General features: G+C 75.5%; 13 protein-coding genes. 11 read left to right on the top strand and 2 right to left on the bottom strand.

What is annotated here, in order from left to right; translation table 11 throughout:
* Positions 1-170: 170 nt before the first annotated feature.
* The gene (locus CHC11_RS25150) at positions 171-575 is read left to right on the top strand and encodes an SCO2583/SCO2584 N-terminal domain-containing protein (protein WP_089314286.1); all 405 of its coding nucleotides are present in this window, start codon (positions 171-173) and stop codon (positions 573-575) included.
* 24 nt (positions 576-599) lie between these two features.
* On the opposite strand, the gene CHC11_RS25145 is transcribed toward CHC11_RS25150, so the two are convergent.
* On the bottom strand, positions 600-1,775 hold the full coding sequence (locus CHC11_RS25145) for a cytochrome P450 (protein ID WP_089314506.1): 1,176 nt from the start codon (positions 1,773-1,775) through the stop codon (positions 600-602).
* Positions 1,776-1,974: 199 nt separating this feature from the next.
* Between CHC11_RS25145 and CHC11_RS25140 the strand changes: the two genes are divergently transcribed.
* Genes CHC11_RS25140 through CHC11_RS25110 form a run of 7 tightly spaced genes read left to right on the top strand, consistent with a single transcriptional unit; the run spans position 1,975 to position 9,094 of the window.
* Positions 1,975-2,976, top strand: coding sequence for a 3-oxoacyl-ACP synthase III family protein (locus tag CHC11_RS25140; protein WP_089314285.1), 1,002 nt, complete (start codon positions 1,975-1,977; stop codon positions 2,974-2,976).
* A 2-nt stretch (positions 2,977-2,978) separates the two neighbouring features.
* Positions 2,979-3,767, top strand: a complete 789-nt coding sequence (locus CHC11_RS25135) for a glycosyltransferase family 2 protein (protein WP_245919736.1) — start codon at positions 2,979-2,981, stop codon at positions 3,765-3,767.
* 16 nt (positions 3,768-3,783) lie between these two features.
* Positions 3,784-4,953 carry a cytochrome P450 gene (locus tag CHC11_RS25130; RefSeq protein ID WP_089314284.1) on the top strand — a complete coding sequence of 390 codons (1,170 nt, stop codon included), beginning with the start codon at positions 3,784-3,786 and terminating at the stop codon, positions 4,951-4,953.
* Positions 4,950-6,479, top strand: coding sequence for a class I adenylate-forming enzyme family protein (locus CHC11_RS25125; RefSeq protein ID WP_089314283.1), 1,530 nt, complete (start codon positions 4,950-4,952; stop codon positions 6,477-6,479). The genes CHC11_RS25130 and CHC11_RS25125 overlap by 4 nt, the downstream gene beginning before the upstream one ends.
* Positions 6,476-7,402 (top strand): NAD-dependent epimerase/dehydratase family protein, encoded by a 927-nt coding sequence (locus CHC11_RS25120; protein ID WP_089314282.1) that lies wholly within the window; start codon positions 6,476-6,478, stop codon positions 7,400-7,402. The genes CHC11_RS25125 and CHC11_RS25120 overlap by 4 nt, the downstream gene beginning before the upstream one ends.
* A 49-nt stretch (positions 7,403-7,451) precedes the next feature.
* Positions 7,452-8,189: a Clp protease N-terminal domain-containing protein gene (locus CHC11_RS25115; RefSeq protein WP_089314281.1), complete on the top strand. Its 738-nt coding sequence runs from the start codon at positions 7,452-7,454 to the stop codon at positions 8,187-8,189.
* Between the two features lie 38 nt (positions 8,190-8,227).
* The gene (locus CHC11_RS25110; protein WP_089314280.1) at positions 8,228-9,094 is read left to right on the top strand and encodes an alpha/beta fold hydrolase; all 867 of its coding nucleotides are present in this window, start codon (positions 8,228-8,230) and stop codon (positions 9,092-9,094) included.
* Positions 9,095-9,127: 33 nt separating this feature from the next.
* Here CHC11_RS25110 and CHC11_RS25105 read toward each other — a convergent pair whose 3' ends face one another.
* Positions 9,128-10,570 (bottom strand): PucR family transcriptional regulator, encoded by a 1,443-nt coding sequence (locus tag CHC11_RS25105; protein ID WP_089314279.1) that lies wholly within the window; start codon positions 10,568-10,570, stop codon positions 9,128-9,130.
* A gap of 95 nt (positions 10,571-10,665) precedes the next feature.
* Here CHC11_RS25105 and uraD point away from each other — a divergent pair, with 95 nt between their 5' ends.
* Genes uraD through pucL form a run of 3 tightly spaced genes read left to right on the top strand, consistent with a single transcriptional unit; the run spans position 10,666 to position 12,310 of the window.
* A complete protein-coding gene (uraD, locus tag CHC11_RS25100; protein ID WP_245919734.1) occupies positions 10,666-11,139 on the top strand; it encodes a 2-oxo-4-hydroxy-4-carboxy-5-ureidoimidazoline decarboxylase in 474 nt (157 codons plus the stop codon).
* Positions 11,136-11,450 (top strand): hydroxyisourate hydrolase, encoded by a 315-nt coding sequence (gene uraH, locus CHC11_RS25095; RefSeq protein WP_089314277.1) that lies wholly within the window; start codon positions 11,136-11,138, stop codon positions 11,448-11,450. The genes uraD and uraH overlap by 4 nt, the downstream gene beginning before the upstream one ends.
* On the top strand, positions 11,450-12,310 hold the full coding sequence (gene pucL / locus CHC11_RS25090) for a factor-independent urate hydroxylase (RefSeq protein WP_089314276.1): 861 nt from the start codon (positions 11,450-11,452) through the stop codon (positions 12,308-12,310). The genes uraH and pucL overlap by 1 nt, the downstream gene beginning before the upstream one ends.
* Positions 12,311-12,318: the final 8 nt, after the last annotated feature.

Genomic DNA, 12,318 nt, shown 5'->3' with positions numbered 1-12,318 from the left:
AACTTTGTGGGGGTAGGCCGGTCCCGGTGAGAGGGACCGGGCACCGGGCCGGGCTGGCTCCGATGCGGTGCCGGGCTCGCGTCCCGCCGGGCCCGGAACCGGGCGCCGGGGAGCGTCGGCCGCGTCTACTAGCCTGGGCGCACGACGATCCCCCCGCGCCGGAGAGTCCCATGGCCGCAGATTTCGACGAGCCCGTGTTCGACGAAAACTTCGTCAGGAGCGCCGTCTTCACCGAGCCGTCCGCGCGCGAGCGCGCCCGTCCCCCCTCCCGGCGCGAGCGGCGGCGGTCGCGCCGCGCCGCGCGGCGGGCCGCGGGCGGGCGCTTCGCGCTGCGGCGCCGCGACCGCGAGCCGAGCCACCGGACGGCGGTGCTCCAGGTGGTCGGCGGCGTGCTGGTGCTGCTCGCGATCTCCTTCGCGCTCTGGTGGTGGAACTCCGCGCCCCGCGACGAGCGGCCGGCGCGGCCGGTCGGCCCGACGATCACGCACTCCCCGCCGCCCGCCCCGACCCCGACGGCACCCGAGAAGGGGGCTCCGGGGAAGGACGCCCCGCCGACCGAGATCCCCGAGGTCTAGCGGCGCTGGCCGCCGGCGCCGGCCCTAGGCGGGCCGCACGCGCAGTTCGGCGTACGACGGGACGAGGACGCGGCGGGCCGGGCGGCGGGAGACGACCCGGTACGGGCGGCCGGAGGACAGCAGCGTCTCCAGCATCCGGGCCACCTGGACGCGCGCGACGGCGGCGCCGAGGCACAGGTGGCGCCCGCCGCCGAACCACAGCTGCCGGGTCTCGGGCACGTACGCGCGGCGGACGTCGAACGGCCCGGTGGCGCCCGTCGCCCGGTAGGTCAGCAGCAGGACCCGGTCGCCGGCGCGGAGCCGCCGCCCGCCGACCGCCGCGTCCCGGGAGACGTGCCGCCCGATCACCGGCGCCGGGGCGGCGACGCGCAGCCCCTCGCGCACCGCGTTGCCCATGAGGGACGGGTCGTCCAGCAGCGCCCGCTGCCCTCCGGTGTCGTGCAGCAGGGCCGCGGTGCGGACGGTCCCGGACGCCCCGGTCTCCGTCCCGGCGATCACCAGCAGGGTCGCCAGGCCGCGGGCGAGCGGCAGGCCGAGGCCCATCTCCCGGCAGCGGCCGAGGAGGGTGTCCGGCCCGGCCGTCCGGTAGGCGTGCGGGACGCCGGCGGTGATCTCGTCCACGACGGCGCGGGCCCGCGCGACGACCGCCGGGTCGAGACCGGTGGACGCGGTCGTGCCGAGCGCCAGCCGGGCGAGCCGCTCCCCGGCGGCGAAGAGCGCGCGGTAGGCGGTGTCGGCCCGGTCCGCGGGCAGGCCGAGCAGGTCGGCGACCATGCGTCCGGCCAGGACGCGGGCCGCGTCGGCGACGTCGATGCCCGCCCCGGCGGCGAGGCGGGCGGCGAGCGCGGCGTGGGTCCGTCCCTGGGAACGCTCCACCAACGTCTGCGCTGCGTCCTCGGTGAAGAGGTCCCGGGCGCGGGTGCGGACCTCGGTATGCGTCGCCCCGTCGAAGAACCGCCCCATCTCGTCCCCGAACAGCTGCGTCCAGAGGTGGCCGACGCCGCCCTCGCCGTTCATGCCGAAGGCGGCGTGGTCGTTGAGGACCTGCCGCGCGAGGACGGGGTCGGTCACCACCCACCCGAGCCTCGGCACGCGGGCGATGGGGCCGGTGTGGCGCGCCGCCTCCAGGAGGGCGAACAGGCCGGGGTTCGCCGTCCACAGCAGCCGGGCCTCGTGCCGCGCCGCTCGTTCGGTCTTCATGCTGGTCACCCGCCGATTCTGGCGGTCCGGGACTCCGGACGGAAAGGTGGTATGCCCTAAATCGGGCTAAGCGGCAGTACTCATGCCGAACCGGGTACAACGCCCGGCCCGGGATGCGTAGGGTGCCTCTGACCGGGAGCGCCCGCGGCCGGCGAGGCTGGCCGGACACCGAGCACGAGGAACCGGGGGACCCGAGCCCATGAGAGCCCGCATCACCGCCGCCGCCGCGCACCTGCCGGACCGGACGGTCAGCAGCGCCGAGGTCGAGGCCCGCGTCGCGGCGCAGAGCGCCGGGTACCGGCCGCATCCCACGATCGTGGAGCGGATGACCGGCATCCGCGCCCGGCACGTCATGCGCGACGACGAGCAGGCGTCCGACCTCGCCGTCGCCGCGGCCCGCCGCGCCCTCGCCGACCGCGCGGTCGAGCCGGCCGGCCTGGACCTGCTGGTGTTCGGGTCGGCGTCGCAGGACCTCGTGGAGCCCGCGACCGCGCACATCGTCGCCGCCAAGCTCGGCGCGACCTGCCCGGTCTTCGACGTCAAGAACGCCTGCAACAGCTTCCTCAACGGGCTCCAGATGGCGGACGCGCTGATCCGCACCGGGCAGCACGAGCGCGTCCTGGTCTGCACGGGCGAGAGCCCGTCCCGCGCGATCCGCTGGAACGTGCGCGACCGCGCCCAGTTCGTGGACGCGTTCGCCGGCTACACCCTCTCCGACGGCGGTGCCGCGATGCTCGTGGAGGCCGCCCCGGACGGCGGGATCTTCTACCGCGACTTCGCCGCCGTCTCCAGCGCCTGGCGGGTCGGGACGCTCCCGGGCGGCGGCTCGATGCACCCCCGCGACCCCGAGTTCACCTACTTCAGCGGGGACGGGCGGCGGCTGAAGGACGCCTTCCTGGCGACCGGCCCGGAGATCTTCACCACCGCGCTCGCCAAGACCGGGCTGACCTGGGACGACTTCGCGGTCGTCGGCGTCCACCAGGTCACGCTGCCGTACCTGGAGACGCTGCGCGCGATCCTCGGCGTCCCGCCCGACCGGCTCGTCGTCACGCTGCCCGACCACGGCAACGTCGCGTCCGCGAGCCTCCCGCTGCAGATCGCCACCGCGCTCGCCGAGGGGCGCTGCGGGCCCGGCGACAGGATCGCGCTGATCGGGCTCGCCGGCGGCGTCAGCCTCGGCGTCATGTTCGCGGAGCTCTGACGATGGACCAGGCGGACCCGATGGACCCGGCGGACCCGATGAACCTCTGGATCGTCGTTCCCGCCTACAACGAGGAGCGCTCGATCGGCGCGACGCTGCGCCGCCTCGCCGCGCAGACCGACACCGGCTTCACGCTCGTCGTGGTCGACAACGGCAGCACGGACGCGACCGCCACCGCCGTCAAGGAGTTCGCCGCGGGCGCCGCGGCGTTCGACGTCCGGATCGTCCACGAGCCGCAGAAGGGGACGGGCGCCGCCGCCGACACCGGCGTCCGGCACGCGATCAGCGCGGGGGCCACGCACGTCGCCCGCACCGACGCCGACTGCCTGCCCCATCGCGGCTGGGTCGCGGCGGTGAGGCGGGCGTTCGGCGAGGGGCTGGAGATGGTGTCGGGGCCGCTGCTGCCGCGCACCGACGAGTTCCCCCTGAAGTTCTGGGAGCGCCGCCTGCTGCCCGCCGTCATCGACCTCGCCGCCCTGTTCGGGCGGTTCCGCCCCGGCAACCAGGACCCTTTCTACCTCGGCCCGTACGTGATGATGCCGGGCTGCAACCTCGCGATCACCGCCGACCTGTACGAGCGGGCGGGCGGCTTCCCCCGCACCCGCATCGAGGACGTCCACGAGGACCGCGCGCTGGTCAACCGCGTCCGCTACGTGACCGACGCCTACGGGCTGCGCAAGGACGTCGCCGTGTACGGGTCCGTGCGCAGGCTCCGCGCGTTCGGCCTGGTCAGGACGCTCGGCTGGTACGCCGACCACCGCTACCGGCCCGACGTCGTGGACATCCGATGAAAGCGCGGGACACCCGATGAACTGGGAGAAGCGGCTCTACCTGACCGCGCACCCGCTCGCCTACCCGCTCCTGCGCGGCGTCGCGCGGCGCGGGCCGATCGTGCGCGTGCCCGGGGTGGGGGTGGTCGTGAACGACGCCGCCCTGGCCCGCGGGATCCTCATGGACGGCGAGACCTTCCGCAAGGACGGCCCCGGCTCGCCCGGCGAGCTGTGGACGCCCGTGCTCGGGCCGTCCGTGCTGCTCAACATGGAGGGCGACGCCCACCGCGCCCTCCGCCGCCGCCTGACCGACCTGTTCGCCCCGTCCTACACCGAGGCGCTGTGCGCCCGCGTGCTGGCCGAGCCGCTGGCCGCGCTGTCGGACCGGCTCGGACGCGGCGCGGCCGTCGACCTGGTGGACGCGGCGCGGGTCATGGCCGGGGCCGTGATCGGCGAGGTCATCGGGCTCGAAGGCGGCACCGAGGACGCCTACCGGGACCTGTTCGAGCGGGGCGAGAGGATCGTCTCGATGGTGTCGCTGCGCACGCGGCGGCTCTCCCCGTCCCAGGTCCGGCGCGCCCGCGCCGTGCTCGACCCGCTCGGCGACATCGCGGCGAAGTCCTACCTGGCGGGGGACGAGTCCACGGTCATGGGACGGATGCGGGCCCTCGGCCTGTCGCGGGAGGAGGCGCGCGGCGCCGCCGGCGCGTTCTTCCTGACCGGCACCGAGACCGTCGCCACGCTGCTGCCGCGCCTGATCGCCCTGCTCGCCGACCACGGGCAGCTCGGCCGCGTCGCGGGGGACCCGGCGCTCCTCGACCGGGCCGTCGAGGAGGCGATGCGGGTCGCGACGCCGACGCCGGTCATGCTGCGCAGCGTGCACCGCCCGGCCGTGGTCGGGGGCGCGGCGATCCGCCCCGGCGACCGGGTGCTGATCGCCACGCACAACTGCTGCCGCGCCCACGGCCCGTTCGACCTGGACCGCCCGCACCCGCCCGAGCTGCGCCGCCTGTGGTTCGGCGCCGGGCCCCACTTCTGCATCGGGTACCCGCTGGCGGTGGCGCAGATCCGCCTGGTCGCCCGGACGCTGCTCGCCGCCGCGCCGCTCACGGTCACGCGCCGCGCCGCCGCCCGGAACGTGCTGATCCCGACGTACCGCCGGCTGGTCGTCCGGTCCGCACGATCCCCGGAAGGGAGGGCGGCATGACGCTCGTCCGGCGGCTGCTCGACCAGGCGGCGCGAACGCCCGCCGCCGTCGCCCTGATCTCCGGGGACGGGACGGAGCTGACCTACGGCGACCTGCGGCGGCAGGTGCTCGCCGTCCGGCACGGGCTGCTGTCCGGCGGGCTCGCCCCGGGCGACGGCGTGCTGTTCTCGGTGCGCCCCTCGCCGGAGTCGCTCGTCCTCGCGCTGGGCGTGGTCGCGGCCGGGGGAGTGGTCGTGTTCGCCGACCCGGGGGCCGGGCCGGAGATGTTCACCGCGCGGCTGCGGCTGGCTCGGCCCCGCTGGTCGGCGGCCGAGTCGGTGCTGTACGCGGGGAGCAGGCTCCGGCCCGTCCGGGCGTACGCGCGGCGGCGCGGGCTGCTCCTGCCGAACCTCGCCGACCTGCGGATCCCGGGCGAAGGCCGGATGCGGCACGTCCACGTCGGCCGCCGGCTGCCGGGCGTGCCCCGGGGCGCGCTGTCCTTCGCGCGCCTGGCCCGGGGCGAGGCCCCCGAGCCCGACCGGGAGGCCGATCCGGACGCGCCCGCCGCCGTGATCTTCACGTCGGGGACGACGGCGGACCCCCGTGCGGTCGTCCACACGCAGGCGTCGCTGGCGGCGGCGCTCGACCTGTTCCGGTCCCGGCTGCCGCTCGGGCCGGGGGACGTCGTCCACACCGACCAGCTCATGCTCGGCCTGCCGACGCTGATCGCGGGCGCCCGCTGGTCGATGCCGCCGCTGCTCTGCGCCCCGGCCGACTTCGCACGGCTGATGCGCGAGCGGCGGGCCACGCACACGTTCTGCGTACCGGTCCACCTGGCCGAGATCCTGGACGCGTGCCGCGAGCTGCCGCCGTCCGTCCGGTACGTGCTGCTCGGCGCGGCGCCCGCGCCCGCGGCCGTGCTGCGGCGGGCGGTCGAGGCCGCCCCCCGCGCGGAGGTCCTGTCGGTGTACGCGATGACGGAGATCCTTCCGGTGGCGATCGCCTCGGCGAGGGAGAAGCTCGCGCACGCCGGGCCCGGCGACCTGCTCGGCGCGCCGCTGCCCGGCGTCGGCGCCCGCCTGGACGGCGACGGGGAGCTGCTGCTGTCCGGCCCCAACCTCTGCCGCGGCTACCTCGGCGCGGACCCCGTCGCCGAGCTGCCGACCGGCGACCTCGCGCGCCTGGACGGCGGCCGCCTCGTCCTGACGGGACGCAAGAAGGACATGCTGATCCGCGGCAAGTTCAACCTCTACCCCGGCCTGTACGAACCGTCGATCGCCGCGCTGCCCGGCGTGGCCGAGGCCGCCATCGTGGGGGTGCCGGACCCGCGGACCGGGGACGAGGAGGTCGTCCTGGCGGTGGTCGGCCCCGGCGACCTGCCCGACCGGCTGCGCCGCGCCCTCCCGGACGTCATCGACCACGACGCCCTCCCGGACCGCATCGTCGTCCTGGACGAGCTGCCCCGCTCCGGGCGCACCCGCAAGCTCGACCGGGACCGGCTCCGCGAGCTGGTGACCCATGGGGACCGCGGAACGGTGACGCCATGAGGATCGCGGTGACGGGGGCCTCGGGTTTCGTCGGCGGCGCGGTGTGCCGCGCGCTCGCGTCCGAGGGGACCTCCGTGCTCGCGTTCGGCCGCCGCCCGGCGGTGGCCCCCGGCCATGCGGGCGGCGCGCCCTACCGGTCCTGGGATCTGACGCGGGGCCCGCTCCCGGACGTCCCCGCCGTGGACGCGGTCGTCCACTGCGCGGGCGGCGTCACCGACTGGGGACCCGCCGCCGCCCTCTTCGCCGCCAACCTCACCGGGACCCGCAACGCCCTGGCGAGCTTCCCGGGAGCCCGGTTCGTGCACGTCAGCACGGCCAGCGTGTACGACCCGTTCGCGCCGAGCGTCATGGCGCGCGAGGACGAGGCCCCGGTGCGCCGCTACCTGAACGCCTACGGCGCCTCGAAGGCCGCCGCCGAACGGGCCGCCGCCGGCGCCGGCGCGATCATCCTGCGCCCCCACGCGGTCTACGGGCCCGGGGACACCACGCTCCTGCCGCGCGTCCTGTCGGCCGTGCGGGGCCCCGTCCTGCCCGCCGTCGGGACGGGCCGCCAGCGCGTCAGCCTGACGTCGGTCGGGAACCTCGTCCAGGCCTGCGTCCTGGCCGCGACGGGCCCCGTGTCCTCCGGCGTCTTCAACGTCGCGGACGCCGCACCGGTCGCGATCGACGACGCGTTCCGCGCGATCCTGCGCGAGCGCGGGGTCCGGGCGCGGCCGGTGTACGTCCCCGCCCGTGCCGCCCGCCCGCTCGCCGCCGTGGCCGAGGGTGCGTTCCTGCTGGCCCGCCGTCCCGAACCGCCGCGCCTCACCCGCTACGCGATCAGCCATCTCGCCCTGGAACGCACCCTCGACACCACCGCCGCGAGGGAGTCCCTCGGCTACGACCCCGCCCCGACGTCCTTCGCCGGGGCCGCCGCCTGGTGATCGTCAACTTGAGGTTGACGATCGAGGATCGTCAACCTATGGTTGACGCATGACCGAACCCCAGCGGCCGGCCGTCCAGGTCCGCCTCGACGACCTGATCAACAGCATCAAGAAGGTCCACACCGACACCCTCGAACAGCTGACCAGCGCGGTCCTCGCGGCCGAGCACCTCGGCGAGGTCGCCGACCATCTCATCGGCCACTTCGTCGACCAGGCCCGCCGCTCCGGCGCGTCCTGGACGGAGATCGGCAAGAGCATGGGCGTCAGCAAGCAGGCGGCGCAGAAGCGCTTCGTCCCCAAGGGGGAGAAGCCCGACCTCGACCCCTCGCAGGGCTTCTCCCGCTACACCGAGCGCGCTCGCAGCGTCGTCGTGGCCTCGATGCGCGAGGCCCGCGCCGCCGGCAACACCGAGATCACCCCGGCCCACCTCGTCCTCGCCCTGCTCACCGAGCCCGAGGCGCTCGCCGCCAGGGCGATCCTCGCCCAGGACGTCCTGCTGGACACCGTCCGGCAGGCCGCCACGGCGGCGCTGCCCCCGGAGGCGGGGGAGGAGATCCCCGAGCTCATCCCCTTCGACCAGGACGCCAAGAAGGCCCTCGAACTGACGTTCCGCGAGGCCCTGCGCCTCGGCCACAACTACGTCGGCACCGAGCACATCCTCCTCGCCCTGCTCGAATTCGAGGACGGCACGGGGATCCTCTCCGGCGCGGGCGTCGACAAGGCGGCGGCCGAGGCCAACATCACCGCGGTGCTGGAGGCCATCGCCGCCCGGACGGACACGCCCTGAAGCGATGAGTTCCGGGTCCGCGCGCGGTCCACCCCGTCATGGAGAGAATCATCAAGGCCAACGGGGTGGACCTGTGCGCGGAGACGTTCGGTGATCCGTCCGCCCCGCCGATCCTGCTGATCGGCACCACGATGCTCACGTGGCCGGACGACCTGTGCGAGCGCCTCGCCGCGCTCCGCAGGTTCGCCGTCCGCTACGACCAGCGCGACACGGGGCGGTCCGAGTCCGCCGATCCCGAGGCCCCCCGATACACGCTGCGCGACCTCGTCGCCGACGCCGCCGGCGTCCTCGACGCCTTCGGGCTGCCGTCCGCGCACGTCGCCGGGTTCGGCGTCGGCGGCTGGATCGCCCAGCTCCTCGCCCTGGACCACCCGGCCCGCGTCACCACCCTCACCCTCATCGCCACCAGGCCCACCGCCCCGGGACCGGCCGACGCCGACCTGCCCGAGCACGCCCCGGAGCTGATGGCGGGCTTCATGAAGCCGCCGCGGGTCGACTGGACGGACCGGGAGTCGGTGGTCGCCTTCCAGGTCGAGAACGCCCGCCGCATGTCGGGCCCGTCCTTCGACGAGGCCGAGGCCCGCGCGGGCGTCGAGCGGATCTGGGACCGCACGGTGACCAAGGGGGCCGACCCCGGCAAGGCGCACCGGGCGAACCAGATGGGGACCGTCTTCGCGTCCCTGGACTCCGGCGACCGCTGGCGCGAGCGCCTCCCCGAGATCACCGCCCCGACCCTCGTCGTCCACGGGGAGGACGACCCCTTCTTCCCGCTGGGCAACGGCCGGGCGCTGGCCGCCGAGATCCCGTCCGCCGAGCTCCTCGTCCTGCCCGGCACGGGAAGCGAGCTCCCGCGCCGGACCTGGGACACGGTCGTGCCCGCGCTCCTGCGGCACACCACGGCCTGACAGGGGCCTGACGCGTGTCCGGGGCGACGCGGCTCAGACGAGAAGCGCGAGGAAGAAGTCGACGCGGTCCTCCATCCGGGACAGGTCCCGGCCGGTCAGGTCCTGGATGCGCTGGATGCGGTAGCGGACCGAGTTGACGTGGAGGTGGAGCTCCTCGGCGCAGCGCGTCCAGGAGCCGGAGTTGCGCAGGAACGCCTCCAGCGTCCGGACGAGGTCGGCGCCGTGGGCCTCGTCGTAGGAGTGCAGGGGGTCCAGGAGGCGCACCCGGAACATCCGGCGGACGTCGTCCGGCACGCTGGCGAGCAGCAGCACGTGGGTCGCGAGCTCCTCGTGCCGGACGACGCACACCGGGGAGGGGCGGGTCGCGGCGAGGCGGCGGGCGTGGCGGGCCTCCTCGATGGCGCCGCGCAGGCCGGGGGGCACGGCGGCGCCGCTCACCCCGACGGCCACGCGGGTGCCCGCCAGGCCGGGGGCGAGGAGGCCGAGAGCGTCCTGGACGGCGGCGGCGACGTCCCGCCCGCCGGACGGGACGAGCGCGACGGCCTCCCCGTCCAGCAGCCCGACCACCGGGCGCGGCGCGGGCACGGCCTCGGAGAGGACGGTGCGCAGCTCGCCCGGGCGCAGCGTGCCCTGCGCGGACGCGGCGACGGCCACGACGGGCGAGGCGGGCTCCCGCTGGTCCGGGAGGTCGTCCCCGGCGAAGGCGGCGGTCACGATGTCCTGCGACGAGCGGTCGTCGGCGCGCAGCCGGGCCCGTTCCAGGTCGACGATCGCGGCGAGTTCGCCGGCCATCGTGCGGCGTTCGGGCGGCCAGTCGGCGAAGTCGCCCTCAAGCGCCACGAACCAGTCGGCGACCCGGGACGTGTCGGCGGGGGACACCGGGAGGATCGACATGTCCTGGCCCGGGACGTGGTGCGGCAGCCGGGGCGCGGTGAGGAACGCGGCGGCCAGGGCGGCCGGGTCGGCCGGCGGCGGGCCCGCCACGACGCGCCCGGTCGGGGCGAGGACGTGGCAGTGGCCGACCAGGTCGAGGACGGCGCCGAGCCCGGTCCCCTCGACCAGGCGGCGGTGCCGGTCCAGCAGGGCGGTGAGGTCGGCCGCGCGGGCGCCGGACAGGTGCCGGACGACCTCCTCGGTCACGGTCGCGAACGCCACGTCCTCCGGGACCTCGAACAGCGGCAGCCGGTGTCGGCGGCAGGCCGCCACGAGATCGTCCGGGATGGCGCCGAGCGTGAGGTCCCACGCGGCCAGGCCGGACACGCCCGCGGCGGCGAGGGCCGCGGCGAACGCCTCGGAGTCGGCGGGGCCCGTCCGCCAGACGAGGCCGGTGAGCACGAGTTCGCCGCCGCGCAGGTAGCGGCCCGGGTCGATCAGGTCGGTGGTGACGACCCAGCGGATCGGCCGGTCCAGCTCGTCCTCCCCGGTGACGACCTCCAGCCGCAGTCCGGGCATGGCGAGCAGCGAACGCAGCTTCATATGTAGCAACCTACAAAACACGTCCCCTGACCGGCGCCACAGTTCGGACGTCCTGTCCCTCGACGCGTAGCGGGACGGCCTTGTGTACTGCAGGCGTGGTGGAACCGAGCACCGAGGAACTGGCGGCGTGCTGCGCGTCCCGCCGGTGGATCGCCGCGGTCGCCGGGCGGGTCTACGCCGATCCCGCCGCGCTGCGCGCCGCGTCGAGGCGGGCGCTGGACGAGCTGTCCTGGGCGGACGTCGAGGAGGCGCTCGCGGCGCATCCGCGCATCGGGGAGCGGATGGGCGGCGGCGCGCGGGAGGCCCGCTGGTCGAGAAGGGAGCAGGCCGGGGCGGCGGGTGCGGACGCCGACGTTCAGGACGCCCTGGTTGCGGGAAACCGGGCCTACGAGGAGCGTTTCGGCCACGTGTTCCTGATCCGCGCGTCCGGGCGCTCCGCGCTGGAGATGCTCGCCGCGCTGCGGGAACGGCTCGGCAACGAACCCGGCGCCGAGCGCGACGCCGTCCGCCGGGAACTGGCGGAGATCGTCGACCTGCGGCTGGCCGGGCTGATGGAGGAGGACGCGTGAGCCTTTCGACGCACGTACTGGACGCGGCGAGGGGGGCGCCCGCCGCGGGCGTGGCCGTCCGGCTGGACCGCCGCGACGCCGGCGGCGGCTGGACGACGCTCGCCGAGGCCCGCACCGACGCCGACGGCCGCGTCCGGGAGTGGGGCGCCGAGCCCGGCGAGGGGGTGCACCGGCTGACGTTCGCCACCGAGGGGCTGTCGGACTTCTACCCCGAGGTCACGGTGGCGTTCACGATCGACGACCCGGGCCGGCACCACCACGTCCCGCTCCTGATCAGCCCGTTCGCGTACTCGACGTACCGGGGGAGCTAGTGGCGATCGTTCTCGGCCCCAACCGCTACGGCAAGGCGGAGACGCGCGTCGTGCGCGTGACGCGGGACGGCGGCACCCACCGGATCAAGGACCTGAACGTCAGCGTGGCCCTGTCCGGCGCGATGGACGAGGTCCACCTGACCGGCGACAACGCGGCCGTGCTGCCCACCGACACCCAGAAGAACACCGTGTACGCGTTCGCCGGGAAGCACGGCATCGGCACGATCGAGGACTTCGGGCTCCTGCTCGCGCGGCACTTCGTCGACTCCCGGCAGGCGGTCGCCCACGCCCGGGTGGAGATCCGCGAGTACGGCTGGCGGCGCATCACGGGCGGGCACTCGTTCGTCCGGGACGGCGGCGAGGTGCGCACCGCGCTGGTCCACTGCGGCGCCGGTGCGGAGTCGGTCGTCTCGGGCCTCACCGACCTGGTCGTCCTCAACTCCACCGGAAGCGAGTTCCACGGCTTCGCCCGGGACGAGTACACGACGCTCGAACCGACCGACGACCGGATCCTCGCCACGGCGGTGACCGCCCAGTGGCGGCACCGGAGCACGGCCGGGGCCTGGGACGACTCCTACGCCGCCGCCCGCGACGGCCTGCTGCGCGCGTTCGCCGAGACGCACAGCCTGTCGCTCCAGCAGACGCTCTACCAGATGGGGCGCCGCGTCCTGGACGAGCGGACCGAGATCTGCGAGGTCCGGCTGTCACTGCCCAACAAGCACCACTTCCTGGTGGACCTGGAGCCGTTCGGCATGGACAACGACAACGAGGTCTATCTCGCGGCGGACCGCCCGTACGGGCTCATCGAGGGCACGGTGCTGACCGACGACGCGCCCGCCGCCCCGGCGGCCTTCGACTGAGGCCGCCG

The organism is Actinomadura mexicana (genome assembly GCF_900188105.1).
In the GTDB taxonomy this organism is placed as follows: domain Bacteria; phylum Actinomycetota; class Actinomycetes; order Streptosporangiales; family Streptosporangiaceae; genus Spirillospora; species Spirillospora mexicana.
The sequence above is the reverse complement of the archived record's forward strand: the minus strand, read 5'-3'. Positions and strand labels throughout refer to the sequence as shown.